Source organism: Pelomonas caseinilytica, assembly GCF_021353235.1.
Taxonomy (GTDB): domain Bacteria; phylum Pseudomonadota; class Gammaproteobacteria; order Burkholderiales; family Burkholderiaceae_C; genus Pelomonas; species Pelomonas caseinilytica.
Window position 1 is genome coordinate 200,785 of record NZ_JAJTWT010000010.1, and the last position, 25,472, is coordinate 226,256.

Annotated in this window: 24 protein-coding genes and 1 riboswitch; of the genes, 11 read left to right on the plus strand and 13 right to left on the minus strand. The window is 71.3% G+C overall.

Going from position 1 to position 25,472, the window contains the following annotated elements; genetic code table 11:
- The first annotated feature begins 12 nt into the window (after positions 1 to 12).
- Entirely contained in the window at positions 13 to 1,434 is a 1,422-nt protein-coding gene (locus tag LXT12_RS21160; protein WP_233394281.1) for a dihydrolipoyl dehydrogenase, read from the plus strand.
- On the opposite strand, the gene LXT12_RS21165 is transcribed toward LXT12_RS21160, so the two are convergent.
- Entirely contained in the window at positions 1,435 to 2,445 is a 1,011-nt protein-coding gene (locus LXT12_RS21165) for a zinc-dependent alcohol dehydrogenase family protein (protein WP_233394282.1), read from the minus strand.
- Between the two features lie 104 nt (positions 2,446 to 2,549).
- Between LXT12_RS21165 and LXT12_RS21170 the strand changes: the two genes are divergently transcribed.
- The 3 genes from LXT12_RS21170 (at position 2,550) to LXT12_RS21180 (ending at position 5,944) form a co-directional block, all read left to right on the plus strand.
- Positions 2,550 to 3,455 carry a LysR family transcriptional regulator gene (locus tag LXT12_RS21170; protein WP_233394283.1) on the plus strand — a complete coding sequence of 302 codons (906 nt, stop codon included), beginning with the start codon at positions 2,550 to 2,552 and terminating at the stop codon, positions 3,453 to 3,455.
- Positions 3,452 to 4,222 carry an exodeoxyribonuclease III gene (gene xth / locus LXT12_RS21175; RefSeq protein WP_233394284.1) on the plus strand — a complete coding sequence of 257 codons (771 nt, stop codon included), beginning with the start codon at positions 3,452 to 3,454 and terminating at the stop codon, positions 4,220 to 4,222. The genes LXT12_RS21170 and xth overlap by 4 nt, the downstream gene beginning before the upstream one ends.
- 120 nt (positions 4,223 to 4,342) lie before the next feature.
- On the plus strand, positions 4,343 to 5,944 hold the full coding sequence (locus LXT12_RS21180) for a methyl-accepting chemotaxis protein (protein ID WP_233394285.1): 1,602 nt from the start codon (positions 4,343 to 4,345) through the stop codon (positions 5,942 to 5,944).
- Positions 5,945 to 5,964: 20 nt separating this feature from the next.
- Here the strand turns inward: LXT12_RS21180 and LXT12_RS21185 are convergent, their stop codons facing one another.
- The 3 genes from LXT12_RS21185 to LXT12_RS26970 all read right to left on the minus strand — a co-directional run bounded on the left by LXT12_RS21185 (position 5,965) and on the right by LXT12_RS26970 (position 8,024).
- Positions 5,965 to 6,615, minus strand: coding sequence for a CatA-like O-acetyltransferase (locus LXT12_RS21185; protein ID WP_233394286.1), 651 nt, complete (start codon positions 6,613 to 6,615; stop codon positions 5,965 to 5,967).
- 124 nt (positions 6,616 to 6,739) lie between these two features.
- Positions 6,740 to 7,123: a hypothetical protein gene (locus LXT12_RS21190; RefSeq protein ID WP_233394287.1), complete on the minus strand. Its 384-nt coding sequence runs from the start codon at positions 7,121 to 7,123 to the stop codon at positions 6,740 to 6,742.
- A 172-nt stretch (positions 7,124 to 7,295) separates the two neighbouring features.
- Positions 7,296 to 8,024 carry a helix-turn-helix transcriptional regulator gene (locus LXT12_RS26970; protein WP_304622781.1) on the minus strand — a complete coding sequence of 243 codons (729 nt, stop codon included), beginning with the start codon at positions 8,022 to 8,024 and terminating at the stop codon, positions 7,296 to 7,298.
- A gap of 87 nt (positions 8,025 to 8,111) precedes the next feature.
- Here LXT12_RS26970 and LXT12_RS21205 point away from each other — a divergent pair, with 87 nt between their 5' ends.
- Positions 8,112 to 8,546 carry a DUF4902 domain-containing protein gene (locus tag LXT12_RS21205; RefSeq protein ID WP_233394288.1) on the plus strand — a complete coding sequence of 145 codons (435 nt, stop codon included), beginning with the start codon at positions 8,112 to 8,114 and terminating at the stop codon, positions 8,544 to 8,546.
- 39 nt (positions 8,547 to 8,585) lie between these two features.
- Positions 8,586 to 9,137, plus strand: coding sequence for a PaaI family thioesterase (locus LXT12_RS21210; protein WP_233394289.1), 552 nt, complete (start codon positions 8,586 to 8,588; stop codon positions 9,135 to 9,137).
- On the opposite strand, the gene eda is transcribed toward LXT12_RS21210, so the two are convergent.
- Together eda and edd are read right to left on the minus strand one after the other, a co-directional pair.
- Positions 9,123 to 9,743 (minus strand): bifunctional 4-hydroxy-2-oxoglutarate aldolase/2-dehydro-3-deoxy-phosphogluconate aldolase, encoded by a 621-nt coding sequence (gene eda, locus LXT12_RS21215; protein WP_233394290.1) that lies wholly within the window; start codon positions 9,741 to 9,743, stop codon positions 9,123 to 9,125. The two genes, LXT12_RS21210 and eda, sit on opposite strands and share 15 nt — an antisense overlap.
- A 69-nt stretch (positions 9,744 to 9,812) precedes the next feature.
- Positions 9,813 to 11,642 (minus strand): phosphogluconate dehydratase, encoded by a 1,830-nt coding sequence (gene edd, locus LXT12_RS21220; protein ID WP_233394291.1) that lies wholly within the window; start codon positions 11,640 to 11,642, stop codon positions 9,813 to 9,815.
- Positions 11,643 to 11,757: 115 nt separating this feature from the next.
- Here edd and LXT12_RS21225 point away from each other — a divergent pair, with 115 nt between their 5' ends.
- Positions 11,758 to 12,381, plus strand: a complete 624-nt coding sequence (locus LXT12_RS21225) for a gamma-glutamylcyclotransferase (protein ID WP_233394292.1) — start codon at positions 11,758 to 11,760, stop codon at positions 12,379 to 12,381.
- 1 nt (position 12,382) lies between these two features.
- On the opposite strand, the gene LXT12_RS21230 is transcribed toward LXT12_RS21225, so the two are convergent.
- Positions 12,383 to 12,988: a nucleotidyltransferase family protein gene (locus LXT12_RS21230; protein ID WP_233394293.1), complete on the minus strand. Its 606-nt coding sequence runs from the start codon at positions 12,986 to 12,988 to the stop codon at positions 12,383 to 12,385.
- Between the two features lie 374 nt (positions 12,989 to 13,362).
- Here LXT12_RS21230 and pdxH point away from each other — a divergent pair, with 374 nt between their 5' ends.
- Positions 13,363 to 13,998: a pyridoxamine 5'-phosphate oxidase gene (pdxH, locus tag LXT12_RS21235; RefSeq protein WP_233394294.1), complete on the plus strand. Its 636-nt coding sequence runs from the start codon at positions 13,363 to 13,365 to the stop codon at positions 13,996 to 13,998.
- Here pdxH and LXT12_RS21240 read toward each other — a convergent pair whose 3' ends face one another.
- From LXT12_RS21240 to LXT12_RS21260, 5 genes are read right to left on the minus strand one after another with little or no spacing between them, the layout of a single operon-like run.
- A complete protein-coding gene (locus tag LXT12_RS21240) occupies positions 13,999 to 14,484 on the minus strand; it encodes a DUF3299 domain-containing protein (RefSeq protein ID WP_233394295.1) in 486 nt (161 codons plus the stop codon).
- A gap of 20 nt (positions 14,485 to 14,504) precedes the next feature.
- Positions 14,505 to 15,698 carry an ABC transporter permease gene (locus LXT12_RS21245; protein WP_233394296.1) on the minus strand — a complete coding sequence of 398 codons (1,194 nt, stop codon included), beginning with the start codon at positions 15,696 to 15,698 and terminating at the stop codon, positions 14,505 to 14,507.
- Complete coding sequence (locus tag LXT12_RS21250) at positions 15,695 to 16,339, minus strand: ABC transporter ATP-binding protein (RefSeq protein WP_233394297.1); 645 nt, start codon at positions 16,337 to 16,339, stop codon at positions 15,695 to 15,697. The genes LXT12_RS21245 and LXT12_RS21250 overlap by 4 nt, the downstream gene beginning before the upstream one ends.
- Positions 16,339 to 16,875 carry a peptide-methionine (S)-S-oxide reductase MsrA gene (gene msrA / locus LXT12_RS21255; protein WP_233394298.1) on the minus strand — a complete coding sequence of 179 codons (537 nt, stop codon included), beginning with the start codon at positions 16,873 to 16,875 and terminating at the stop codon, positions 16,339 to 16,341. Before msrA ends, LXT12_RS21250 begins: the two co-directional genes overlap by 1 nt.
- A 21-nt stretch (positions 16,876 to 16,896) precedes the next feature.
- A complete protein-coding gene (locus LXT12_RS21260; protein WP_233394299.1) occupies positions 16,897 to 20,412 on the minus strand; it encodes a DUF748 domain-containing protein in 3,516 nt (1,171 codons plus the stop codon).
- Between the two features lie 38 nt (positions 20,413 to 20,450).
- On the opposite strand from LXT12_RS21260, the gene LXT12_RS21265 reads away from it, so the two are divergent.
- Positions 20,451 to 21,242, plus strand: a complete 792-nt coding sequence (locus LXT12_RS21265; protein ID WP_233394300.1) for a YdcF family protein — start codon at positions 20,451 to 20,453, stop codon at positions 21,240 to 21,242.
- A gap of 178 nt (positions 21,243 to 21,420) precedes the next feature.
- Here LXT12_RS21265 and ubiD read toward each other — a convergent pair whose 3' ends face one another.
- The gene (gene ubiD, locus LXT12_RS21270) at positions 21,421 to 22,962 is read right to left on the minus strand and encodes a 4-hydroxy-3-polyprenylbenzoate decarboxylase (RefSeq protein WP_233394301.1); all 1,542 of its coding nucleotides are present in this window, start codon (positions 22,960 to 22,962) and stop codon (positions 21,421 to 21,423) included.
- A 214-nt stretch (positions 22,963 to 23,176) separates the two neighbouring features.
- Here ubiD and LXT12_RS21275 point away from each other — a divergent pair, with 214 nt between their 5' ends.
- Together LXT12_RS21275 and glyA are read left to right on the plus strand one after the other, a co-directional pair.
- On the plus strand, positions 23,177 to 24,022 hold the full coding sequence (locus tag LXT12_RS21275; protein WP_233394302.1) for a lytic transglycosylase domain-containing protein: 846 nt from the start codon (positions 23,177 to 23,179) through the stop codon (positions 24,020 to 24,022).
- Between the two features lie 22 nt (positions 24,023 to 24,044).
- Positions 24,045 to 24,157, plus strand: a riboswitch (ZMP/ZTP riboswitch).
- 57 nt (positions 24,158 to 24,214) lie between these two features.
- The gene (gene glyA, locus LXT12_RS21280; RefSeq protein WP_233394303.1) at positions 24,215 to 25,468 is read left to right on the plus strand and encodes a serine hydroxymethyltransferase; all 1,254 of its coding nucleotides are present in this window, start codon (positions 24,215 to 24,217) and stop codon (positions 25,466 to 25,468) included.
- Positions 25,469 to 25,472: the final 4 nt, after the last annotated feature.

Sequence of the window (25,472 nt, forward strand, 5' to 3'; positions counted from 1 at the left end):
AGCGGCCCAACCATGACCCTCAACTGCGACGTGGCCATCATCGGCGCCGGCACCGCCGGCATGGCGGCCTACCGTGCCGCCCGCGCGCACACCGAGCGCGTGCTGCTCATCGAGGCCGCGCATTACGGCACCACCTGCGCCCGGGTCGGCTGCATGCCGAGCAAGCTGCTCATCGCCGCCGCCGACGCCGCCCAGGCGGTGCGCGAGGCCCACCGCTTCGGCGTGCAGGCCGAGGCACCGCGCATCGACGGCCGCGCCGTGATGGCCCGCGTGCGCAGCGAACGCGACCGCTTCGTGGGCTTCGTGCTCGACACCGTGCACGGCTGGCCGGAGGCGACCCGCCTGCTCGGCCGGGCGCGCTTCGTCGGCGCCCGCACGCTGGACGTGGATGGCCGGCGCATCGAGGCCCGCGCCGTGGTCGTCGCCACCGGCTCGCGCCCGCGCATCCCGCCGGGCTGGCGCGAGCGGCTGGGCGCCAGACTCATCGTCAATGACGACGTGTTCGAGTGGCAGGACCTGCCCGCTTCGCTGGCCGTCGTCGGCGCGGGCGTCATCGGCCTGGAACTGGCGCTGGCCCTGCACCGGCTCGGCGTGAGGGTGCGCCTTTTCGCGCGCGGCAGCCGCGTCGGGCCGCTGACCGACCCCGAGCTGCAGGCCCTCGGCCAGCAGCTGTTCGGCGAGGCCCTGCCACTCACCCTGCATGCCGCCGCCCTGGAGCCGGTGCTCGACGGCGACCAGGTCGTCCTCGGCGGCGAGCGCTTCGACGCCCTGCTCTGCACCACCGGCCGCGAGCCCAACCTGGACGGGCTGGGCCTTGAAGCCCTCGGCCTGCCGCGCGACGACCTGGGCCACCCGCGCCTGTCGCGCCACACCGGGCAATGGGGCGACAGCCCGGTCTTCGTCGCCGGCGACGCGACCCAGGACCGTCCGCTGCTGCACGAGGCGGCCGACGCCGGCCGCATCGCCGGCGACAACGCCGCCCGCTGGCCGCGCGTGCACCAGCGCCCACGCCGGGCGCCGCTGGCCGTCGTCTTCAGCGACCCGCAGATCGCCATCGCCGGTGCCAGCCATGCCGAACTGACGGCGGCGGGCGCGTCCTTCGACACCGGCCGCGTCAGCTTCGCCGACCAGGGCCGCAGCCGCGTCATGCTGGCCAACCGCGGGGCGCTGCACGTCTATGCCGAGCGCGGCACGGGCCGGCTGCTGGGTGCCGAGATGATCGGCCCGGCGGCGGAGCACATCGGCCACCTGCTGGCCTGGAGCGTGCAGCGCGGCGACACGGTCCAGCAGATGCTGGACAGCCCCTTCTACCACCCGGTCGTCGAGGAAGGCCTGCGCACGGCGCTGCGCCAGTTGCACAGCGACCTGCACCTGCCCGAGCCGCCGCTGGAGAATTGCATGGACTGCGACACCTCGGCCGAGGTGGGCGGCTGATCAGGCCACCTCGACGACGACCTTGCCGCGGGCAGCGCCGCTGGCAAGGTGGTCGTGGGCGGCCGCGGCGTTCTGCAGGGTGAAGCGCCGGGCATCCAGCCGCGGCTTGAGCCGGCCGGCGTCGGCCAGCGCCGCCATCTGGCCAAGGATGGCGGCGTGGCGCTCCCGCCCCTGGCCGCTGATCAGGGGCTGCAGCGTGAAGACGCCCGAGTAGGTGGCGCCGCGGAAGGACAGCGGTGCCAGGCTGTGCGTGCCCCAGCCGAGGATGCTGACGACATGGCCGCCGTCGCGCCGCACTGCCGTGAAGGAGGCATCGAGCACCGCGCCGCCCACGGTGTCGAAGACGATGTCGAAGCCGGCACCGCCGGTGTGGCGGGCGATGGCCTCTTCCAGCGGACGGCGGAAGTCGATGGGCGTCGCGCCCCAGCCAGCGACCAGGGCGGAGTCCTCGGCGGCGACGGTGGCGAACACCCGCGCCCCCCGGGCGACCGCGAGCTGCACGGCGACGTGGCCGACACCGCCCGCGCCGCCCTGCACCAGCACCGTCTGGCCGGCGTAGACACGGGCACGGTCGACCAGGCCCTCCCAGGCGGTGATGGCCGCCAGCGGCAGCGCCGCAGCCTCGCGCATCGACAGCAGGCGCGGCCGGCGGGCCAGCAGCCGCGCATCCACCGCCATCCACTCGGCCAGCGAGCCTTGCAGACCGCCGACACCTCCGGCCATGGCATAGACCTCGTCGCCGACCTGCCAGCCGGTGACGCCCGGGCCGACACGGGCGACGACGCCGGCCATGTCGATGCCGGGCACGGCCGGCAGCGGCTGGCGGGCGTGGGCGGCCTGGCCGGCGCGGATCTTGAGGTCCAGGGGGTTCACCCCGCTGGCGAGCACGCGCACCAGCACTTGGCCCTCGGCCAGGGCGGGCATGGGCAGTTCGACGGCGACGAGAGGGCCGCCGGGCTCCTCGACACGCAGGGCATTGAAACGGCTGGGAACCGGGGTGGGGGTGTTCATGAAAGCTCCATCGGGTTGATCGTGAAGCTCAGTTTTGGTCATGCAGGCATGAATGGAAATCCACGTCTTTGCACACCCGAAATGCGTTTTCGTATGCTCTGGCCATGGACTGGGATGACGTCAAGGTCTTTCTCGCCGTGGCGCGGGCAGGCTCGCTCGGCGGCGCGGCGCGCGCCCTCGGGCAGTCGCAGCCGACCATGGGCCGTCGGCTCAAGGCCTTCGAGGCCCGCCTGGGCCAGCCGCTGCTGCAGCGCGGCGCGGAGGGCTTCGTCCCCACCGACCTGGGCGAACGGGTGCTGGCCCATGCGGAGCGCATGGAGGAGGAGGCCCTCGGCTTCGAGCGCCAGCTGGCGGGCGACGGCGAGGCCCTGGAGGGGCTGGTGCGCGTGTCCTCGTCGGACTGGTTCGGCCTGCATGTGCTGGCGCCGGTGCTGGCCAGCTTTCGCCGCCTGCACCCGGGTGTCTGCGTGGAGCTGGTGACGGACGCACGCCTGTTCAACCTGTCGCGGCGCGAGGCGGACCTCGTCTTCCGCATCCGGCCGTTCGAAGGCGCGGACGTAGTCCAGCGCCGGCTGATGAGCCTGGACTACGCCCTCTACGGCCCGCCCGGCCAGCCGGCGCCGACCTGGGGCGACGGAGCCGGCCTGGACCTCGTCACCCTCGACACCGCCTTTGCCGAGATGCCCGACGTGCAATGGCTGGCCCGCGTGCTGCCGCGTGCGCAGGTGGCGATGCGCAGCAACAACCGCGAGGTGCAGGCCGCGCTGTGCGCCGCAGGCTGCGGCTGGGCCGTGCTGCCGCGGCTGCTGGGCGATCGCCACCCGGGCCTGGTGCCTGCCGAGGTGCCGGCAGGCGGCACCGTCGAGCCGCCGCCGGGGCGCGATGTCTTCGTCGGCTACCACCGCGACCTGCGCCGCCTGGGCCGGCTGCAGCGCCTGCTGGCCCACGTCGTCGAGACGCTGGCACCCGTCACAATGCCGGCCGTCACGCCGAGCCGAGAGTCCACATGAAAAAGTTCGCCACCTGGAACGTCAATTCCCTCGCCGTCCGCCTGCCGCAGGTGCTGGACTGGCTGGCCGCCCATCCGGTCGACGCCCTGGTGCTGCAGGAGACCAAGCTCGCCGACGACAAATTCCCGACGGCCGAGATCGGCGCGGCCGGCTGGCAGGTGCAGTGGTTCGGCCAGAAGACCTACAACGGCGTCGCCCTGATCAGCCGCGAGCCGGCGACCGACATCGTCAAGAACATCACCGGCTTCGCCGACGAGCAGGCCCGCGTCATCGCCGGGACGGTGGGCGGGGTGCGCGTCATCGGCGGCTACTTCCCCAATGGCCAGGCGCCGGACAGCGACAAGTTCACCTACAAGATGAACTGGCTCACCGGCCTGCGCGGCTGGCTGGCCCAGGAGCTGGCCCGGCATCCCGAGCTGGTGCTGATGGGCGACTTCAACATCGCCCCGGAGGACCGCGACGTCTACGACCCCGTGGCCTGGGCCGGGCAGATTCACTGCACGCCGCAGGAGCGCGAGCACTTCCAGCAGCTGCTGGGCCTGGGTCTGACCGATGCCTTTCGGCTCTTCGAGCAGCCGCCCAAGAGCTGGAGCTGGTGGGACTACCGCAACCTCGCCTTCCGCAAGAACCAGGGGCTGCGCATCGACCACATCCTCGTCAGCGAGGCGCTCAAGGGCCGCGTGACGGCCTGCGAGATCGACAAGCTGCCGCGCAAGAACGAGCGGCCGAGCGACCACGCGCCGGTCATCGTGACCCTCGACGCCTGAAGCCCGTGAACTAAGTCGCATCTGCGAGACCCCGGGACGAACAAAGGCGGCCGGCTCGGCCGCAGTTCATCGGCGGTTCAGCCAGTTTTCGCATGATGAAGTCCAAAGGACTGCCCCTGCATGCGACAACAATCCGTTACCCAACGCGAACACCCCTTTCCGGCGGGGCGCACCCTCGTCTCCACGACCGACCTCAAGGGCCGCATCCTTCATGCCAATGCGGTCTTCGTCGAGATCAGCGGCTACCGGCTGGAGGAGCTGCTCGGCCAGCCCCACAACCTGCTGCGCCATCCCGACATGCCCGAGGAGGCCTTCCGCGACCTCTGGGCCACCATTGGCTCGGGGCGCCCGTGGTCGGGCCTGGTGAAGAACCGCTGCAAGAACGGCGACCACTACTGGGTGCTGGCCAACGTGACGCCCCTGATGGACGGCGGCAAGCCGGTGGGCTACCTCTCGGTACGCACCGAGCCGGCGCGGGCCCAGGTCGAGCAGGCCGAGCGGCTGTACGCGCTGATGCGCGAGGAAAAGGAGCAAGGGGCGCTGCGCCACCGGCTGGAGGGTGGCGAACTGGTGCGGCCGGGCCTGGCCGGCCTGCGGCGGCGGCTGCATCGCCGCCTGCCCTGGCTCGGCGCGACGCTGGGGCCGCTGGCGACGGCGGGCCTGGCCGTCGCCGCCTTTGCCGGTGCCGGCCCCATGGCGGCCGCGGCCGGCGCCGTGCTCGCGGCCTTTGCCGTGGCGGCCCTGCAGCATGGCCGTCTGAACGCGGCCCTCGACGCCTCCCGCGATTTCGCCAATGCGCTGGCCGCGGGCGACCTGTCGGCGACGCCGAAGCCCGGCGGCACGGCCCTGACCCGCGGGCTGGAGTCGGCCCTGGCCCAGGTGGCCGTGAACCTGCGTGCCATGGTGACGGACACGCGCCACGAGATCGACCGCATCCGCGCCGTCAGCGACGAGATCGCGCGCGGCAACCGCGACCTCGCCCAGCGCACGGAGACCCAGGCGGCCAACCTGCAGCAGACGGCGGCCAGCATGGACGAGATCGCCACCACCGTGCGGCACACCACGGCCGACGCCGACACCGCCAGCGACGTGGCCGGCCAGCTGCACGAGGTCTCGCGCAGCAGCGCCGACGTCGTGCATTCGGTGACCGACACCATGGGCGGCATCGCCGTCGCATCGGGGCGCATCGCCGAGATCGTGCAGCTGATCGACAGCATCGCCTTCCAGACCAACATGCTGGCGCTGAACGCCGCCGTCGAGGCTGCGCGCGCCGGCGAGCATGGCAAGGGGTTCGCGGTCGTGGCCAGCGAGGTGCGCGCCCTGGCGCAGCGCAGCTCGGGCGCGGCGCGGGAGATCAAGTCGCTGATCGACGACTCCACCGAGCGGGTGCGGGCCGGCGAGGCCCAGACTCGCGCCGCCCGCGACAGCATCGATGCGACGCTGGAGCAGGTGCGCGCCTTCACCGCCCTGATCGCCAACATCGACGAAGGCGCCCGCGGCCAGATGCGCGGCGTCACCGAGGTGCACGGCGCCATCCGCCAGCTCGACGGCATCACGCAGCAGAACACGGCGCTGGTGGAGGAGCTGGCCCGCGCGGCCAGCCGCATGCTGAGCGACACCGAGCAGGTGGCCGCGGCGCTGCGGGTGTTCCGCCTCGCCGCGAACGAGACCCGCGCCCTGCCCGACGCCGTCGCCCTGCGCCGCGAGGCCAAGCGGGCCTGAGCGCGGGCCGCACGCCGGCTTCAGATCATGTCGAGATTGGCCTGCAGCCGCTCGAAGAAGCGCCCCACGTGGACGCCGTCGCACAGGGCGTGATGCACGTCCAGAGCCACCGGCATCAGCAGCCGGTCGCCCTGCTCCACGAAGCGGCCGAAGGCCAGCTTGGGCCGGTCGTCGCCCGTGCCGCGGGCATGGGTGAAGGCGGTGAAGGCCAGCCAGGGCAAGGCCGTCATGTGGACGAGGGTCTCCTCCCGCACGTCGCCCGGCTCGTCACCGGCGAAGAGGCTGCCGCTGCCCTGCCGCACGCGCTCGACGCGGGGCCTGGCATGCTCGGCGAAGGCGGCCAGCGAGGGTTCGCGCGGCAGCGTCAGGAAGCCGAAGCTGCCGTCGTCGCGCAGCACCGTGGTGCTGGCGTGGATGACGGCGAACTCGCGCACGCCGCTGCCGTCGGCCTTGAGTGTCTGGTGCATGGCAGCGATGCCGTTGGCCGCCTCCAGCGCGGCGTGGTGGTAGGCCAGCCAAGGGGTGGCGCCGTGGCGGGCGGCGCGGTCGCGCAGGCCGGTCACGTCCACCGGCACGGTGACGCTGAAGGCCGGTTGGGCCATGCGGCGGAAGTGTTCCAGCGCGGCGCGGCGCGGCCAGTGCTCGAGGGGGATGTCGCGGTCTTCGGGCATGCCGGCATGCTCGCACGAGCCGCCTGCAGCCGCGCGCCACGGACCGCCAACAAGCACCGGGCTTTGAAAGAAAAAAGCCCAGGCCGCATCGGCGCCTGGGCTTTCCGGGTTGGCGTCCGGCATCTCATTCGACCGGATCGACGTCCCTGCTCCCTGAGTCTTCCTGCTTGAGCCCGAAGGCATAGAGCGCCCTCAGCAATTCGTCCGCGTGCTGCACGCCGAAGTCGGCCACCAGCCGGTTGGCGGTGGTGCAGCGGATCTGGCCGATCTGGTTGTAGCCCATGGTCCTGGCACGGGCCAGGGTGCGGGGGTCCAGCGGCAGGTTCTCCAGCGGCGCCTGGTCGGCCAGGCTGAGCAGCCTGGCGTAGACGCTCGCCGACACGACGAGTCGGGCTTCGCCCGCGGGCGCCGGGCCGGACGCTGCACGCCGCCCCTGGCCGACAGCCAGGATGCCGGGCAGGACGTCGAGCCGCGGCGGGTCCGTCAAACGAATGGCCGCTGTTCGCATGAAACGCCTGTCAGCCCCCGAGCTTGGGAAGGCCGAGGACGTCCAAAACGAAGTCGATGATGTTCATGGGGGCTCCTGCTGTCCACGCGTTGATTCGCTAGGACGAACTGTCCCTGTTTTTACCCCCCTAGAAACCTAGCAACCCTTCCAGGTTGCGCCCCCGGCGGCGCCCTCAAAGCAGCCCGGCGGCCACGCACTTCAGCACCGCCTGGTGCTTGGAACTCACGCCGAGCTTGCGCATGGCGTTGCCAAGGTGGAAGTTCACGGTCTTCTCACTCATGCCCAGGATGACGCTGACTTCCCAGGCCGTCTTGCCCTGGGACGTCCAGCTCAGCACGTCCAGTTCTCGCCGGGTGAGCTTGGGCAGGTCCTTGTGCTCGATGTGGGGACCCAGCAGGCGGTCCGCGGCCGTCATGGCATGGGCCGCCAGCAGTTGCAGCCCGGCCACCAGTTGCATGAGCTGCGCGCCCGGCGCAGGCAGCGCCTCCTCGCGGTCGACGCCGAGCAGGAAATGCTTGTTGCCCGGCAGGTGCAGCTTGACGGCGATGCCGGTCTTGTAGCCATAGGGCGCCTGGGCCTCCCAGATGTCGCCGGCACCCGCGGCGGCGTAGGTGGCTTGGTCGTAGGTGATGGGCACGGACTGGGTCATCAGCTGTGCCATGACCGGGTCGCGCCGGGCCTCGCCCAGGTCCTTGGCGACGGCCAGGTAGCCCTCCGGCGTGTTGCCGAGCGAGGTGATGCGAACGTCGGGATCGTGCAGCAGGCCGCGCATCAGCACGCCGGAGATGATGGGGAATCCGAGGGCATCGGCCGTCGCGACGAGGCGGCGCTCGAAGCTGTCGAAGTCGTCGCTCAGGCCGACATCGATCAGTTGCTGGTAGATCATTTCGGGCTTGCCCATACCTGCCAAGTCTGCCAGCTTGTTCCATCTCCGCCGTGACCAGAGACTGCGCTCCCGTTCGAATCACACGTCCGAGAGGTGTTGTCCATGCCGAACCCGATCAAGCTGCCCGAAGGCAGCGTCTGCTGGCCCGTCGCGGCGCTGTCCACGGCGGCTCAGAACGTCCACCACGCGCAGACCTGCCTCCACCGCCCGCGTGCCGGGGACAACGTCGTCAGCGGCGTGACGCGCTGGGAACGCTCGTATGCCGACAGCTGCGCCTGGATCGAGTGGGATTGGCTGGAGATGAGCGAAGGCACGGTTGCCCAGGCCGACCCGCTCAACGTGCGCTCCAACGTGCTGCTGCTCGACGAGCGGGGCCGCCCGCTGCTGTCCTCGCGGCGCCGGGCGACGCTGGCGACGCTGGTCTACCTGCTGCCGTGGCAAGGCCCCGTGCTGGACCGCCTGCGCCTGGGCGACGTCGGGCCACGGCGGACCGCCCGGTCCGGACCGGCACGGGCGCGACAGCGCGCCCTGGCCTGATTGCGCAGAATTGGCGGCTTCTCCACTGAAGCCGCCGCCATGCCCCCCTCTGCCCCCTCCGCCGACGACCTTCTCGCCCAATGGCAAGCCGATGAGGCGGCCGTGCGGGCCCGCCAGCGGCCCGACACCGGCCTGGCCCCCCGCGCGCTGTTCGCCGGCAAGACCGGGCTGCAGCAGATGCAGGCCCTGCTCGATGGCGAAGGACCTCCTCCGCCCATCAGCGAAACGCTGGACTTCGTGCTGATCTCGGTGGCCGACGGCGAGGCTGTCTTTCAGGGGCGGCCGCAGTTCAAGCACTACAACCCGCTCGGCACCGTGCACGGCGGCTGGTTCGCCACGCTGCTGGATTCAGCCCTGGGCTGCTCGGTGCACACGACCCTGCCCGTCGGCCGCGGCTACACGACGCTGGAATTCAAGGTCAACCTCGTGCGGGCCCTGACCGACCAGGTGCCCCTGGTGCGGGCCATCGGCAAGGTGGTGCACCGCGGCCGGCAGGTGACGACGGCCGAGGCCGACCTGGTCGGCCACGACGGCAGGCTCTACGCCCACGCCTCGACCACCTGCCTGCTGTTCGACCTACCTCAGCGCTGAGGCCTCGGCCGCGAGCCGGGTGATGCGCGCCCAGTCCTTGGCGTCGACGGCCTCCTGGGGCGTCAGCCACGAGCCGCCGCAGACCTTGACGTTAGGCAGCTTCAGGAACTGCGGCGCCGTCTCCAGCGAGATGCCGCCGGTGGGGCAGAAGGCCACGTCCGGGAAGGGCCCGGCCAGCGCCTTGAGCAGGTTGACGCCACCGACCGCCACGGCCGGGAAGAGCTTGAGGAAGCCGTAGCCCGCAGCATTGGCCTGCATGACTTCGGAGGCCGTGGACACGCCGGGCAGCAGCGGCAGGCCCTGCTGCTGGCAAGCCTGGCCCATGGCCTCGGTGAAGCCGGGGCTGACGCCGAACCTGCAGCCGGCGTTGCGGGCGTTCACCACGTCCTGGGGGCTGCGCAGCGTGCCGGCGCCGACGATGGCGCCGGGCACCTTGGCCATGGCTTCCATGGCCTGCAGAGCGACCGGGGTGCGCAGGGTCACCTCCAGCACCTTGACGCCGCCGGCCACCAGGGCCTCGGCCAGGGGCACGGCGTCTTCCAGGCGCTGGATGACGATGACGGGGATGACGGGGCCGTGGCTGGCCAGGCTGAGGGTGTCGAGCATGAAGTCAGTTCCTGAATCAGTGGGTGCCAGAGCTACTCGCTTCGCTCGGGCGGTCTGGCACTCCAAGTCTTACAACCAGGTGACGGCGCCTTCCTCGGCGCTCAGCACGTTGCGGCGCAGGCCGGCGAAGAGCTCGCGGCCCAGGCCGTGTGCGTTGACCTCGGCTTCGGCCGGGTCGAGCGTGGCGGCCTCGCGGGCGGCCCATTCGGCCTCGTCGACGAGGGCCTGCAGCATGCCCGTGACGGCGCAGACACGCACGAGATCGCCGTCGCGCAGCTTGGCGATGGGGCCGCCGGCCAGGGCCTCGGGGCTCACGTGGATGGCCGCCGGCACCTTGCCGGAGGCGCCGCTCATGCGGCCGTCGGTGACGAGGGCGACGCGATAGCCCTTGCCCTGCAGCACGGCCAGCGGCGGCGTGAGCTTGTGCAGCTCGGGCATGCCGTTGGCATGCGGCCCCTGGAAGCGCACGACGACGACGACGTCGCACTCCAGTTCGCCGGCCTTGAAGGCTTCGAGCATGGCCTCCTGGGTCGTGAAGATGCGGCACGGCGCCTCGATGGTGTGCCGGTCCTCGGGCACGGCCGAGACCTTGATGACGGCGCGGCCAAGGTTGCCGGCCAGCAGCTTGAGGCCGCCGCTGGGGCTGAAGGGCGCGGCGGCGGTGCGCACGACGCCCTCGTCCACGCTCGCGGCGGGCACCGGCACGCGAACCACTTCACCGCGCTGACCGACGGCCTGGGGCACGAAGGCATAGGGCCGCAGGCTGTCGCCGGCGACGCTGAGCACGTCTTCGTGCATGAGGCCGGCGTCGAGCAGCTCGCGGATGACGAAGCCGGGACCGCCGGCCGCCTGGAACTGGTTCACGTCGGCGCTGCCGTTGGGATAGACGCGGGCCAGCAGGGGCACGACGGACGACAGCTCGGAGAAGTCGCTCCAGTCGATCAGGATGCCGGCCGAGCGCGCGACGGCGACCCAGTGGATGAGGTGGTTGGTCGAGCCGCCCGTGGCCAGCAGCGCGGCCATGGCGTTGACGATGCTGCGCTCGTCCACGAGCTGGCCGATGGGCTTGGCCGCCCTGCCCTGCACGCGGCCGCTGATGTCGAGCGCCGTGCCCACCGCCTCGCGCGTGAGTGCGGTGCGCAGCTCGGCGTGCGGGTGGACGAAGGCGCTGCCTGGCACGTGCAGGCCCATGGCCTCGAGCAGCATCTGGTTGCTGTTGGCGGTGCCGTAGAAGGTGCAGGTGCCCGCCCCGTGATAGGCCGCGGATTCGCTCCGCAGCAACTCGTCGCGGCCGACCTTGCCCTGGGCGTAGAGCTCGCGGACCTTGGCCTTGTCGCTGTTGGAGATGCCCGAGCTCATCGGGCCGGCCGGCACGAACACGCAGGGCAGATGGCCGAAGTGCAGCGCGCCGATCAGCAGGCCCGGCACGATCTTGTCGCAGATGCCCAGCAGCAGGGCCGCGTCGAAGACGTCGTGGGTCAGCGCGATGGCGGTGCCCATGGCGATGGTGTCGCGCGAGAACAGGCTGAGCTCCATGCCCGGCAGGCCCTGGGTGACGCCGTCGCACATGGCCGGCACGCCGCCCGCCACCTGGGCGGTGGCGCCCAGGCGGTGGGCCTCGGCGCGGATCAGGTCGGGGTAGTGCTCGTAGGGCTGGTGGGCCGAGAGCATGTCGTTGTAGGCCGTGACGATGCCCAGGTGGGGCGCCTTCTCGGCCACGATGCGCAGCTTGTCGTTGGACGGCAGGGCCGCCACGGCGTGGGCGACGTTGGCGCAGCCCATGCGCTCGAAGCCGCGCTGGCGGCCGCTCATCCTGGCGATGCGGGCGAGGTAGTCGCCGCGCAGCTTGGCGCTGCGCTCGCGGATGCGTTCGGTGACTTGGATCAGGGTGGCGTGCATGCGGGTCTCCGGGACTCGGTCTCGTAACCGATCCTTTGGAATTTAGGTAACCATATTACTTGGCCGCGAGCCCCTTCGGGTTACGTGCTGGGTACCGACGTGACAAGATGAGGCGATGGCGTCACCGGCAATCCACATTCCCCATGGCCCGGCGCGCAGTGCCCATCTGCTGCAGCGCACGACCGCCGAATGGCGCGAGCGGGGCGAGGATCTGCTGCTCTTCGCCTACGGCTCGCTGATCTGGCGGCCGGAGTTCGAGTATGCCGAGGCTCTGCCCGCTCGGGTACTCGGTTACCACCGCGCCCTGCGCATGCGTTCCAGCGTGAACCGCGGCTCCACCCACCAGCCCGGCCTCGTGCTGGCCCTGCTGCCGGGCGGCAGTTGCCGCGGCCTGGTCTACCGCGTCCCGCGGGCCATCGGCGAAGAGGCGCTGCCGCAGCTCTGGGCACGCGAGATGCCCAACGGCGTCTACGACCCCCGCTGGCTGCACTGCGACACGCCGTCAGGCCGGCTGCGTGCGCTGGCCTTCACCCTCTCGCGCCGCAGCCCCAACTGGACGGGGCCGCTGCACGAGCCCGAACTGCTGCACATCTTCCGCCATGCCGAAGGGCGCTACGGCACGACGCTGGACTACCTGCTGCGCACGGTCCAGGGTTTGCGTGAGCACGGCATCAGGGACATGGAACTGGAGCGACAGGCCCACCTCGCCGCACGCCACGGTCTGTGCGCGCCGCCTTGACTCAGCCGGCGAGCCGGGCGAGGTCCTCAGCGGTGTCCACGTCGATGTGCACGCCGGGGTCGTCCACCTCGATGGGCTGGGCGGCATAGCGCGCCACGATGCGGCGCGCGCCCTCGTCTCCCCGCAAGGCCATCAATTCGGAATAGAGCTCGGTCCCGAAGCCCACCGGATGGCCCTGCATGCCGCGGTACTGGGCGTAGCAGACCGGGTAGCGCTCCAGGCCTTGGGCGACCGCCAGGATGGTGGAAGGCTGCACGAGCGGCATGTCGGCGGGCAGGATGAGCCAGCCGTCTGCATCACCCGTCGCGCTGACACCGGCGACGATGGAATGCCCCATGCCGATGGGCTGGGGCCGGCCCTGGGCGTCCTGCTCGGCGAGGACGATGACGTCGCGCGCCGCCACCAGCCGGTGCACGGCCGGCGCCAGGGCCGGCGTCGTCACGACGACGACGCGCAGTTGGGTCTCGATTGCATGGCGCAGGCTGCGCGCCAGCACGGTGTCGCTGCCCTTGGCGCCACCCAGCGGCTGCTCGAGCTTGTGCCCCGAGCCACGGAATCGGGATCCGCGCCCTGCGGCCAGCACGACGACGACGGGACGTCGCTTCATCATCACAGGGGCCTGTTCACCATTTGCTGCGGTGCCGCAAGCATGCCGAGTGAAGGTGCGCTTGAGAAACTGGGACGTTCACTTAAGGGAAGGTCTGCATACTTTGGAGGTCATCGGGCTTGGCGCTGTGCCCTCGCCGGGGCGAGTTGCGGGGTGGGGCAAGGCGCATGCGAGGCGCGTGGCCATCCACGCAACGAGCTTGCAACGCCGCCCCCCTCGCAAATCGCCCCGGCCCTGCGGGTTGGGCCGGCAAGGGGGCTCATTCTTTGTTGCAACTGCTCGCGATGCGCAAGGCATCGCTGCGCGTTGCGCCTAGACTGAGCCCCCTTACCGGCCCAACGAGGGCACAGCGCCAAGCCCGATGACCTCCTGACATGAGCAAGTTGAGTGAATTCCGCAAGAGCTACGAACTAGGGGAGCTGGACGAGGCCGAGGCCGCGGACGGTCCCCTGGCCCTGTTCAACCGCTGGATGGAAGAGGCCATCGCCCACGACGTCTCGGAGCCCACCGCGATGACGGTCGCCACCGTCGGCGCCGATGGCCGCCCGTCGACGCGCGTGGTGCTGCTCAAGGGCTGCGACGCGCGCGGCATGGTGTGGTTCACCAACTACGAAAGCCGTAAAGGCGAAGAGTTAGCACATAACCCCTTCGCGGCCCTGCAGTTCCACTGGGTGGAGATGGAAAGGGTGGTCCGCATCGAGGGCCGGGTCGAGAAGACCTCGGGCGAGGAGTCGGACGCCTACTTCAAGAGCCGCCCTCTCGATTCGCGCCTGGGCGCCTGGGCCTCGCCGCAGAGCCGCGTCATCGGCTCGCGCGCGGTGCTTGTGGCCAATGCGGCCAAGGCCGCGGCCCAGCACGGCCTGAATCCGCCACGCCCGCCGCACTGGGGCGGCTACCGGCTGCTGCCTGACCGCTTCGAGTTCTGGCAGGGGCGCCGCTCGCGGCTGCACGACCGCCTGCGCTTCCGGCTCGACGGCGACCGCTGGGTGCGCGAGCGCCTGGCGCCTTGATCAGTTGACGGCGTTGCCGTCGTCGACGCGGTAGTACAGGCCGTAGGGGTCGTCGGTCAGCACGGCGAGCTGGCCTTCGACGACGACGGGCTCCAGCGTGTAGCGCACGGGCTTCTTCGTGCGCACCTCGACCAGGCCTTCGGGGCCTGCCGGCACGCAGAAGCTGCAGGTGGTGGGCACCGAGGACAGCAGGAAGTGCTGCTGCTTGTCGCCCGCTTCGAGCGGCATCATGAAGCCCTGCACCTTCACCGTCTTGCGGTCCAGGGCCTGCACCGCGGCCGGGAAGGTCGGGATGATCTTCTTCTTCTCTGCCCGGGCGGTGACCTGGGACAGCAGCTTCCAGGACACGATGTCGGCCCGCTCCTCCAGCGGCTTGAAGGGGCTGCGCGGGTCGTGGTAGCCGGGGCCCTGGCCGATGGTGGGGGCCACCTGGGCCAGCGAAGCGGTGGTGGCCAGGCAGAGGGCGAGCAGGAGCTTGAACTTCATGGTGGCGGGATTGTCGAGCTTCAGCGCGGAGCTTGGAGCAGAGTTGTGACATCCAGGCGATAGGCCCGCCAGGCGGGCCAGGCGGCGGCCAGCAGGGCGAGGCTGCCGGCCAGCAGGGGCACCAGCCATTCGGCCTCGCTCCAGCCCAGGGGACCGAGGCGCAGGGACTGCCGCTCGGCGAGCAACCGCTCCAGCAACGCGACGAGGCCATGCCCAAGCAGCAGGCCGAGCACGGCGGCGAGGCCAGCCAGCAGCAGGGCCTCCAGCGCGATCAGCGCTGCCACGCGCGAGGCCGGCGCCCCCAGCATGCGCAGCATGGCGAGGTCGCCTTGGCGGGCCCGCACCGCATGCAGCAGGGCCACCCAGACCGACAGGCCGGCGGCGGCCAGCAGCACGATGCCGAAGCCGCGCAGCACCTCGGTCCCGGCGCCCACCAGCCGCATCAGCCGGGCCGTCTCCAGCGCGGGCGCGGCGGACTGCAGGCCGTCCTGTGCGTTGACCCAGCGCGGCAGCATCACGGCCGCCAGCGGGCTGCGGTAGCGGACCAGGGCGAGGGTGATCTCACGCGGCTCATCGGCCTCGCCGTGCGCGTTGGCGGCGTGATGGTCCTCGTGCACCTCCCAGACCGAGGCGAGGTCGGTAAGCACGAGGCGGTCGAGCACGCTGCCGGATTCGGCCAGCACGCCGACGACCTCGAACTGGTGCTCGCCATGAAGGCCGCCACCTTCGGCCAGGCCATGGCTGCCGGCAAGCCGGTCGCCGACCTTCAGGCCGCTCGCGCGCGCCACCTCGGCGCCGAGCACGGCCTGCATCGAACGGGTCCAGAGGGCCCCTTGCGCCAGCCGGCCGCCGTAGAGATCGAGGTAGTCGGGCGTCGTGCCGACGATGCGGTAGCCCCGGAAGGCGTCGCCCAGCGACAGGGGCACAGCCTGGGCCACCAGGGGCTGTTTCCTGAGCTGCTCCAGCGTCGCCAGCGGAATGTTGCCGGTGGGTGCGTCGAGGTGAAAGACGCCAGCCAGCATGATCTGCATGGGGCTGCCCTTGGCGCCCACGACGAGGTCGATGCCGGCCAGGTCGCGCCGCAGGCCGGACTCGACCTGGGCGCTGGCCCGCAGCACGAAGGTCACGGCCGCGAGGCCCAGGGTGAGCAGCAGCAGGTTCAGCGCCGTCGTCAGCGGGCTGGACCAGAGATAGCGCCAGGCCAGGCGGATCACAGCACCACCTCGGCGACGTCGTCCCTGGAGCCGAGCGCCTCCACGACCCGGGCGTCATGGCTGGCAATGGCCAGGGTGCAGCCCTCGCGCTCGGCCGCGTCCAGCAGCAGGGCGAGAAGGGTGATGGTGTGGTCGTCGTCGAGATTGGCGCTGGGCTCGTCGGCCAGCAGCAAGCGCGGCCGGCGCATCAGGGCGCGGGCCAGGGCGACGCGCTGGGCCTGGCCGACGCTGAGCTGATGGGGGCGGCGGCCGGCAAGGTCTGCCACGTCCAGCGCCTCCAGCAGCTCGGCGGCACGCTCCGGGTCGGCCCCCTGCCCTGCGGCCAGCGCCGGCAGGGCCAGGTTCTCGGCCACGGTCAGGGCTTCGCTCAGGTGCAGGCGCTGGGGCACCACGCCGAGGGTCGCGCCGCGCCAGGCGTCCAGGGCGCGCGGGCTCATGCCGGCGAGCTCGGTGCCGGCGACGGCCAAACGCCCCTGCTGCACGCGCAGCAGGCCGGCCAGCAGGGCCAGCAGCGTCGATTTGCCGGACCCCGAGGCACCGCGCAGCAGCAGGTGCCGGCCCCGCGGCAGGGCGAAGTCGGCATAACGGATGGCCTGCGGGGCGCCCGCGTAGCGGTGGGACAGGCCTTCCCAGGCCAGCATCACTTGACCAGCCGCTTGAAGCTGGACAGGAATTTGTCGACCTTGCCCGCCACGACGAAGGCGCAATAGCCCTGGTCGGGGTTGCGAGCGTAGTAATGCTGGTGATAGGCCTCGGCGGGGTGGTAGTTGGTCTCGGGCTGGAGTTCGGTGACCACGCGCCCGCCATGGGCATCGTTGGCCTCGGCGATGACCTCGGCGGCGAGCTGGCGCTGTGCCTCGGTGTGCCAGTAGATGCCGGAGCGGTACTGGGTGCCGACGTCGGCGCCCTGCCGGTTTAGCGTGGTGGGGTCGTGGATGGTGAAGAAGACTTCCAGCAGTTCGCGCAGCGAGACCTCGGCCGGGTCGAAATCGACGCGAACGACTTCGGCATGGCCGGTCTGGCCGCTGCAGACCTGCTCGTAATTCGGGTGGGCCGCGTGGCCGTTGCTGTAGCCGTTCTCGACGCGGTGCACGCCGCGCACCCGCTCGTAGACGGCCTCCAGGCACCAGAAGCAGCCGCCGGCGAGGGTGATGCGTTCGAGATTCGTCGTGGACATGGCAAGACCTTCAGGACAGGCTCAGTGGGCACCGAGCGAGAGTTCGACATGGGGATGCCAGGCGGCATCGCAAGCCCCGTCGCAGAGCTTGGGCGCCGCCAGGAAGACCCGGGCGTTGGGGGCGCCACGCGCCAGCAGGGCATCGCGCACGGCCACCGCGCGGGCGACGGCGAGCTGGCGCAGGGTCTCGTCGTCGACCGCATCGTTGGCCATCAGCAGGCCGCGCATCTGGGCCGGTGGCAGCTCCTTGGCCAGGCCGAGCAGGTTGCGCGGCTTGTTGGGCAGCTTGGTCGCGGCATACAGACGCTGCAGCGCGGCCTCGGGGGACGCGGCGTTCTCGGACTTGAGCGCCTGGTTCAGGCGCAGCTCGCGCAGGGCCGGCACTTCGCTTTCGGCATCGGCCCAGCCGGTCAGCGTGAGCTGCACGCCGGGCTTGTCGACCAGCAGCTGGGCGATGCGGTCGAGCTTGTCGGTGGCAGCCAGCTCGGCACTGCCGGGCGCGAAGGCGATCTCGGCCTCCTCCGGCGCATCGCTGCCGGTGAACAGGGCAAAGGGCGAGGTCAGGGCCTTGCCGATGAGGTTGAGGATGAGCTTCCAGACGATGCCGCCGACGCTGAACTCCGGGTCGTTCAGCGAGCCGCTGACGGGCAGGTTGACGTCGATGACGCCATTGCGGTCCTTCAGCAGCGCGACGGCGAAGCGCACGGGCAGCGTCGTGGCGGTCGGGCTGTCGACCTTGTCGCCGAAGGTCAGCTGGTTGAGGATGATCTGGTTGCTGGCCACGAGCTGGCCGCCGGGCTGGACCTGGTAGCGCAGCCGAGCGGACAGCTTGCCGCGCTCGATGGCATAACCGGCGTACTTGCCGGCATAGGACGACAGCGGCGCCAGCTCGATGTCGGTGGCATTGGCCGCCACGTCCATGGCCAGGGGAGCGCCGGGCTTGAGCTGTCCTTCGATCTCCAGCAGGCCGGTGCCCGCCACCTTGCCCCGCAAGGTGAGCGGGGCCATCGCCGAGCCGGTGGACGAGAAGGCGCCGAGCGAGCCCTGCAGCTCGGTCAGCCGGGCGCTGTAGTTGGGCTTCACGAAGCGGTCGTTGAAATCGACGATGCCGCGGTTGATGCGGATGCTCTCCACGGCGAACTCGGCGGCGGAGGCCGACGCCGCCGAGTCGGGCGCGGGCGCCGCGGAGGCGGCCGAAGCCGCGGAGGCCGGTTCCGAGGCGCTGCCGGCGGGGCGGAGGTCGCGCAGGTTGAAGCGGCCCTGCTCGTTGACGATGAGGCGGGCATAGGCTTCGTCGAGCACGGCCTCGCGCACGGCGATGCGCGGCGGTGCCTGGGGCGCCACGGCCAGCTTGACGCCGTCGAGCTGCAGCAACTGCCAGCTCAGCAGGTCCTCGCCGACGATGCGCTCGCCGTCCAGGATGCGCGTCTGCAGCAGGGCCAGGGGCCCCAGGCGCAGGTCGCCATCGGCGCGGGCCGTCCAGGCGCCGGCCTTCTGCTGGGCGACGTTGACCTCGGCCTTGAGCCCGAGCTCGGCGCGCTGCAGCTGCAGGCCCCAGGCCGGGTCGAGATAGGCGTTGAAGAGCTGCAGCGGCAGCGCCTTGGCCTGCAGGCTGCCGCTGGCCGACAGCGGCGCAAGGCCGACACGGCCGTTCCACTGCAGGCTGCCGGCGCTGGCTGCCACGGGGCGGCCGTCGGCCCCCAGCGTGGCCAATTGACCCGCGACCCGCAGCGGCACCGGCGCAGCGGCCGGCCAGGCGAAGGCGCCGAGCTGCAGTTGCAGCGGCTCCGCGGCCACGGCCACCGGCGCCAGGCCCTTGGGCACCACCGCGTCGCGCCAGTGGAAGGACCCGGCCTCGATGGTGGCGCCCGCGAGCTGCAGCTTCCAGGCCGGAGTGCCGTGGGCGGCCGGAGCCGAAGCGGCAGCCTCGGGGGGGCGCAGCGGATCGATGTTCAGGCGGCCTTCAGGCCCGCGCGCCAGCCGCGCCTGGGGTGCAGAGAGCTTCAGCAGGCCCAGGCGCACCTGGCGGCTGGCGGGGTCGATCTCGGCATGGTCGAGCCGGGCCGACGAGACGGCCAGCCAGGGCGTGGCGCCGCCCGGCGGGCCCACCCGGGCATGGGCCACTTCGACGTCGTCGAGGGTCAACCGCGCCCGGTCGGCGGCGCCAGCGGCCAGCGGCTCCTTCACCTGCAGGCCGGCCTTGGCCGAGACGCCGGCCGCCACGCGTGCGCCCGCCGGCAGGGGCAGCCAGGCCGCCAGGCGTTCGAGGGCCAGGCCGTCGAGCCGGGCCGTCGCCTCCAGCGCCTCGGCCGAGAGCCGGGCATGGGCGCTGAGGGTGGCCTGCTCCAGGCGCAGGCTGGCGTCGGCCTCGGCCGGGGCCTTCAGCGGCCAGGCGGCGGGGCCGAGCTTGAGCTCGATGGCGTCGAAGCCGAGATCCCGTGCCGTGAAGCGGCCATCGCGCACGGCCAGGCCGGCAAGGCTGAACTGCCAGGGCGCGGCCTGCGATGGGGCGCCGGCCGGGGCGGCGCGGGCGGCGGACGGCGCAGGCAGCCAGCCGGCGGGCGACTCCAGCACGACCTGGCCGAAACCGAGCTGGCGGCGCAGCGGCTGCACGTCCGCCAGCGGCAGGCTCAGGCGCTTCCAGGCCAGCAGCGGCTTGCCGTCGGGCTGGTTCAGCGCCAGGTCGAGCACCTCGACGCCGCCGCTGAGCTTGACGCCGGGCGGCTGCTTGGGCCGCTCGGCGAAGTCGATGGCCAGGTCCAGGTCGAGCCGGCCCGCGCCCAGGCGCACCGGCGCGCTGGCCGGCACATAGGCCGCCAAGGGCGCGAGGTCCAGGCCGGCGAGCTTGAACGACATCCGGGCGCTGGCTTCATCCGCGAAGGGCAGCGCCTCGGCGCTGCTGTCGAAGGCCACGCCGTCAAGCTTGCCGCTCAGGTGGGGCTGCACCTGCACCTTGACGTCGGCCGGCAGCGTCGAGACGAAAGGCAGGGCCAGGCGCAGGGCCGCCAGCTCGTGCTTGCGCTGCACCGGCCGGTCGTCGAACAGCAGGCGGCCGTCGGTCAGCTCGATGTTGTAGATGGCGAATTCGGGGTCCGCGTCGTCGGCAGGCGCGGCGCCGGCGGGCTGAGCGGTGAATCGCTGGATGAGGTCGTCGACGTCGTAGCGCCCTTCGGCGATCCGCGCGAGGCGCAGTTCGGGCCGCGTCAGCGCCACGGATTCGACGACGAGGCGGCCACGCAGCAGCGAACGCAGCGACAGCGCGACATCGAGCTTGGCGAGCGTGAACAGGGGCGCGTCCTTGGCCGTGCGACCGTCGATGCGCAGTCCTTCCAGCACGACGGCCAGCCGCCAAGGTTGGAAATGGGCCTCCTCGACGGTGACCGAGCGTCCGAGGGCCTGGCTGGCCAGGGCCGTGCCGCGTCCGCTGATCCAGCCTGGCAGCGCCAGGGTCGCGATCAGCAGGACCAGGGTGACGAGGGCCGACAACGCGGCCAAGGCCCAGAGGGCGATGCGGAAGGGGGAATGGGGACGGGTCATCACGGGAGGCATTATTGATGTCGGCGATGATGCCGAGCGTGAGCCTGCACCTCGACTACTCCGGCTTCAAGACCCTGCTGCTGGCCCTCGCCCTGCCGCCCGCGCCTCTGCTGCTGCTGGCCGCGTGGGGCGGCTGGCGGCTGCGGCGCGGCCGGCGCGCGGGCGGATGGATCCTGGGCCTGGCCCTGGTGCTGACCTGGCTGTCGGCCACCGAAGCCGCGGGCGAATTGCTCAGCCGGGCGTCAGGGAGCCCGGCCGCGCTGACGCGGGCCCAGGTCGAGGCGCTGAAGGGGCGCAGCGATGGGGCCGTGCTGGTGCTGGGCGGCGGCGTGCACCGCCACCTGCCGGAGTACGACGGCGGCGCGCTCAAGCGTCCGACAGCCGAGCGGCTGGCTTACGGCGTGTGGCTGGCCCGGCGCACCGGCTGGCCGCTGGCCTTCTCCGGAGGCATCGGCTGGACGGCCACGGAGTTGCGCCAGCCCGAGGCCGAGATCGTCGCCCGGGTGGCGGCCGAGGACTACGCCCTGCCGTTGCGCTGGGTGGAGTCCCGCTCGCGGGATACGCGGGAGAACGCCGCGAACTCCCTGCCGCTCCTGGCCCAGGCCGGCGTCAAGGAGGTGTTGCTGGTGACGGACGACGGCCACATGCGGCGGGCGCTGCGGGCCTTCGAGGCTGCGGCGGCGCCGCTGGGCCTGCGCATCGTGCCGGCGCCCATCGGCCTGCGCGACGACGCCCTGGGCGGTTTCGATGACTGGTGTCCGTCCGCGGACGGCTTCTCGCGGATGCGCAACATCGTCTACGAGACCCTGGCCTGGTGGGCCGGCCGCTGAGGCGGCCGCGTGAGAACCCGGCGCCGCAAATAGAAACCCCGCCGGGCTTGCGGGCCGGGCGGGGCGGGTGGCGAGGCCACCACGGGGCTCCACGGCGATTTGCCGCAGGGCTCCTGGCGCGCAACGATTGCGCCAGAGGTTGTGCCTGAAAAGGCATGACAACAGTAGGCGAGCCGCCTCAGCCCTTCAAGAAGAGTTGCCCGAATAGCGCCTCGGCGCGCGCCTTGATCTCGGGCGGCAGGCTGATGCCGCGCCCCCACTCGCGGCTGGTCTCGCCGGGCCATTTGTTCGTGGCGTCCAGCCCCATCTTGCCGCCCAGGCCGCTGACCGGGGAGGCGAAGTCGAGGTAGTCGATGGGCGTGTTCTCGACGAGCGTGGTGTCGCGCACCGGGTCCATGCGGGTGGTGATGGCCCAGATCACTTCCTGCCAGTTGCGGGTGTCGATGTCGTCGTCGACGATGACGATGAACTTGGTGTACATGAACTGGCGCAGGAAGCTCCAGACGCCGAACATCAGCCGCTTGGCATGGCCGGGGTAGGCCTTCTTGATGGACACCACGGCCATGCGGTAGCTGCAGCCCTCGGGCGGCAGGTAGAAGTCGACGATCTCGGGAAACTGCTTCTGCAGGATGGGCACGAACACCTCGTTGAGCGCCACGCCGAGGATGGCCGGCTCGTCCGGTGGCTTGCCGGTGTAGGTGGAGTGGTAGATGGGGTTGCGGCGCTGGGTCTGGCGCACGATCTCGAAGACCGGGAACCAATCCTGTTCGTTGTAGTAGCCGGTGTGGTCGCCGAAGGGGCCCTCCAGGGCGTGCAGGTAGCCGCCCTTCTCCTTCAGCGGCACGCCGTGCGGGCTGACGCCGGTGTAGCCGGGCGCGGCCGGCGGGATGTGCCCCTCCAGCACGATCTCGGCCGAGGCCGGCGCCTGCAGCGGCGCGCCTTCGCGGCCGACCCCGGTGTTGACCAGTTCGGTCCGCGAGCCCCGCAGCAGGCCGGCGAACTGGTACTCCGACAGGCTGTCCGGCACCGGGGTGACGGCGCCCAGGATGGTCGCCGGGTCGGCGCCCAGGGCCACGGCGATGGGAAAGGGCTGGCCAGGGTGGGCGAGGGCGTGGTCGCGGAAGTCCAGCGCCCCGCCGCGATGGGCCAGCCAGCGCATGATGACCTGGCGCGGCCCGATGACCTGCTGGCGGTAGATGCCCAGGTTCTGGCGGCTGCGGGCCGGGCCCCGCGTGATGACCAGACCCCACGTGATCAGGGGGGCGGCGTCGTCCGGCCAGCAGGTCTGGATGGGCAGGCGGCCGAGGTCGACGTCGCCGCCTTCGATCACCTCCTCCTGACAGGCCGCGCGGCGCTGGACGCTGGGTTTCATGTCCCACAAGGCCCGCGCCATCTGCAGCAGCTTGGCCGTGTCCTTCAGCCCCTTGGGCGGCTCCGGCTCCTTGAGGCTGGCGAGCACCCGGCCCACGTCGCGCAATTCGCCCACGTTCTCAGCGCCCATGCCCAGGGCGACGCGCCGCGTTGTCCCGAAAAGATTGGTCAAGGCGGGGGTGGAAAACCCGGTGGGCGCCTCGAACAGCAAGGCCGGCCCGCCAGCCCTCAGGACGCGGTCGCTGAGGGCCGTCATCTCCAGCACCGGAGAGACGCTTTCGCCCACGCGCTTGAGTTCGCCCAGGCGTTCCAGCCCGGCGATGAAGTCCCGGAGGTCGGTGTATTTCATAACTGAAAGTAGTTTAGGAAAGGCCAAACAGCCTTGACGGGTTATCTTCGACCCGTAGAATCCGCCGCTTCGGGTTTGTACTGAAGCCCTCCCGGCCGGGTCCACCGAGCACTGGCGTGCCACAGACCCAGCGATTTCCGGGAAATTATCACCGTCGCCCCGCCCAGACAGCCGCACGTGGCCGCCTGTGGCGGGCTGCGACACAAGGAGTCGCATGACGACACGTCAAGACCTCATCAGCCTGGGCCGCCATGCGCGGCAGTCGGCGTCGCTGTTCGTCCAGGACATCGGCAACGGCCTGCTCGTGGTCAGCCACAACACGCTGGCCCTCGTCGGGCTGGCTGTGGTGGCGGTGCTGCTGGTGTTCTCGAGCCAGGCCGGCCTGCGCGAGCAGGTGGAGTCGGCCACCCTCGGCTGGCTCAGCGCCCGCCAAGAGGCGCGGGCCGAGGCCGAGGGCACGATGCTGCTGGCCGCGGCCGAGCCGGACGCCATCGCCCGCGCCACCGCCACCGACCCGCGCGAACTCAGCCGCCAGCAGGCCGCCGTGGCCCACTGGCTGGCGCGCCGCTACCACGTCGCCCCCGAGCCGGTCAGCCGCCTGGTGCAGGAAGCCTGGGCGGTGGGCAACCGCGCCAAGGTCGAGCCCACGCTCATCCTCGCCATCATCGCCATCGAGTCCGGCTTCAACCCCTTCGCTCAGAGCACCGTCGGCGCCCAGGGCCTGATGCAGGTCATGACCCGCGTCCACGACGACAAGTACGAGGCCTTCGGCGGCACCCTCGCCGCCTTCGACCCCGTGACCAACCTGCGCGTGGGCGTGCAGGTGCTCAAGGAATGCATCCAGCGCGCCGGCAGCCTCGAAGAGGGCCTGCGCCACTACGTGGGCGCCGCCAACCTCGCCGAGGACACCGGCTACGCCGCCCGCGTGCTGGCCGAGCACGACCTGCTCAAGTCCGTGGCCGCCGGCCGCGCCATCCCGGCGGCGGCGGTCCGGCCGCTGCGCGAGGCGGCCTCCGCCCCCGCTGGCGGCGATTCGGCCCAGGTCGCGCTGCTGCGCTGACCCGGCCGCCCTGCACTACACTGGCCGCTCACGCGACTGGCGATCAGGGTCACGAGCTGACCCGAGGTGGGCCACCACCGGGGAGCGTGAGGCGGCTGCCCAAGTCGCTTTCAGCCGTTCGCCTGGGCAGTCTCCGCTTCGCATCCGCCGTGAACGCCGGGGACCCACCGCCTGACCTTCGGAACACCTGCCATGTTTGACCGCAACACCTCCACCCTCGCCCTGGTCGACCCCGAACTCTGGACGGCCGTCCAGAACGAGAACCGCCGCCAGGAAGACCACATCGAGCTGATCGCCAGCGAGAACTACACCTCGCCGGCCGTCATGCAGGCCCAGGGCAGCCAGCTCACCAACAAGTACGCCGAGGGCTACCCCGGCAAGCGCTACTACGGTGGTTGCGAGTACGTGGACGTGGTCGAGCAGCTCGCCATCGACCGCGTCAAGCAGCTCTTCGGCGCCGAGTTCGCCAACGTGCAACCCAATTCGGGCTCCCAGGCCAACCAGGGCGTGTTCTTCGCGTTGCTGCAGCCCGGCGACACCATCATGGGCATGAGCCTGGCCGAAGGCGGCCACCTGACCCACGGCATGGCGCTGAACATGAGCGGCAAGTGGTTCAACGTCATCAGCTACGGCCTGGACGCGAGCGAGGCCATCGACTACGACGCCATGGAAGCCCTGGCGCGCGAGAAGAAGCCCAAGCTCATCATCGCAGGCGCATCGGCCTATTCGCTGCGCATCGACTTCGAGCGCTTCGGCAAGATCGCCAAGGAGATCGGCGCCTACTTCATGGTGGACATGGCCCACTACGCCGGCCTGATCGCCGCGGGCGTCTATCCCAACCCGCTGCCCCACGCCGACGTCGTCACGTCCACCACGCACAAGAGCCTGCGCGGCCCGCGCGGCGGCATCATCCTGACGAACAAGGAAGACATCGCCAAGAAGATCAACTCGGCCATCTTCCCCGGCATCCAGGGCGGCCCGCTGATGCACGTCATCGCCGGCAAGGCCGTGGCCTTCAAGGAGGCGCTGGCGCCCGAGTTCAAGGCCTACCAGGAGCAGGTCGTCAAGAACGCCAAGGTGCTGGCCGAGACCCTGATCGAGCGCGGCCTGCGCATCGTCTCGGGTGGCACCGAGAGCCACGTCATGCTCGTGGACCTGCGCCCCAAGAACCTGACCGGCAAGGAAGCCGAGGCCATCCTGGGCGCTGCCCACATGACCTGCAACAAGAACGGCATCCCCAACGATCCGCAAAAGCCCATGGTCACCAGCGGCATCCGCCTGGGCACCCCGGCCATGACGACGCGCGGCTTCAAGGAGGAGCAGGTCCGCCAGACCGCCCACCTGATCGCCGACGTGCTGGACAAGCCCCACGACGAAGCCAACCTCGCGGCCGTGCGCGAGAAGGTGGCCGCACTGACGGCCGCCTTCCCCGTGTACCGCGGCTGAGCTG

Excerpts from the sequence above, each read along its gene's own strand:
- msrA (WP_233394298.1), bottom strand. The coding sequence starts at position 16,875 with ATGTCCACGACGAATCTCGAACGCATCACCCTCGCCGGCGGCTGCTTC.
- ubiD (WP_233394301.1), bottom strand. The coding sequence starts at position 22,962 with ATGAAATACACCGACCTCCGGGACTTCATCGCCGGGCTGGAACGCCTG.
- edd (WP_233394291.1), bottom strand. The coding sequence starts at position 11,642 with ATGCACGCCACCCTGATCCAAGTCACCGAACGCATCCGCGAGCGCAGC.
- LXT12_RS21260 (WP_233394299.1), bottom strand. The coding sequence starts at position 20,412 with ATGACCCGTCCCCATTCCCCCTTCCGCATCGCCCTCTGGGCCTTGGCC.
- pdxH (WP_233394294.1), top strand. The coding sequence starts at position 13,363 with ATGAGCAAGTTGAGTGAATTCCGCAAGAGCTACGAACTAGGGGAGCTG.
- LXT12_RS21275 (WP_233394302.1), top strand. The coding sequence starts at position 23,177 with ATGACGACACGTCAAGACCTCATCAGCCTGGGCCGCCATGCGCGGCAG.
- LXT12_RS21230 (WP_233394293.1), bottom strand. The coding sequence starts at position 12,988 with ATGAAGCGACGTCCCGTCGTCGTCGTGCTGGCCGCAGGGCGCGGATCC.
- LXT12_RS21225 (WP_233394292.1), top strand. The coding sequence starts at position 11,758 with ATGGCGTCACCGGCAATCCACATTCCCCATGGCCCGGCGCGCAGTGCC.
- LXT12_RS21205 (WP_233394288.1), top strand. The coding sequence starts at position 8,112 with ATGCCGAACCCGATCAAGCTGCCCGAAGGCAGCGTCTGCTGGCCCGTC.
- LXT12_RS21165 (WP_233394282.1), bottom strand. The coding sequence starts at position 2,445 with ATGAACACCCCCACCCCGGTTCCCAGCCGTTTCAATGCCCTGCGTGTC.
- LXT12_RS26970 (WP_304622781.1), bottom strand. The coding sequence starts at position 8,024 with ATGGGCAAGCCCGAAATGATCTACCAGCAACTGATCGATGTCGGCCTG.
- glyA (WP_233394303.1), top strand. The coding sequence starts at position 24,215 with ATGTTTGACCGCAACACCTCCACCCTCGCCCTGGTCGACCCCGAACTC.
- LXT12_RS21250 (WP_233394297.1), bottom strand. The coding sequence starts at position 16,339 with ATGCTGGCCTGGGAAGGCCTGTCCCACCGCTACGCGGGCGCCCCGCAG.
- xth (WP_233394284.1), top strand. The coding sequence starts at position 3,452 with ATGAAAAAGTTCGCCACCTGGAACGTCAATTCCCTCGCCGTCCGCCTG.
- LXT12_RS21240 (WP_233394295.1), bottom strand. The coding sequence starts at position 14,484 with ATGAAGTTCAAGCTCCTGCTCGCCCTCTGCCTGGCCACCACCGCTTCG.
- LXT12_RS21180 (WP_233394285.1), top strand. The coding sequence starts at position 4,343 with ATGCGACAACAATCCGTTACCCAACGCGAACACCCCTTTCCGGCGGGG.
- LXT12_RS21170 (WP_233394283.1), top strand. The coding sequence starts at position 2,550 with ATGGACTGGGATGACGTCAAGGTCTTTCTCGCCGTGGCGCGGGCAGGC.
- LXT12_RS21160 (WP_233394281.1), top strand. The coding sequence starts at position 13 with ATGACCCTCAACTGCGACGTGGCCATCATCGGCGCCGGCACCGCCGGC.
- LXT12_RS21190 (WP_233394287.1), bottom strand. The coding sequence starts at position 7,123 with ATGCGAACAGCGGCCATTCGTTTGACGGACCCGCCGCGGCTCGACGTC.
- LXT12_RS21210 (WP_233394289.1), top strand. The coding sequence starts at position 8,586 with ATGCCCCCCTCTGCCCCCTCCGCCGACGACCTTCTCGCCCAATGGCAA.
- LXT12_RS21185 (WP_233394286.1), bottom strand. The coding sequence starts at position 6,615 with ATGCCCGAAGACCGCGACATCCCCCTCGAGCACTGGCCGCGCCGCGCC.
- eda (WP_233394290.1), bottom strand. The coding sequence starts at position 9,743 with ATGCTCGACACCCTCAGCCTGGCCAGCCACGGCCCCGTCATCCCCGTC.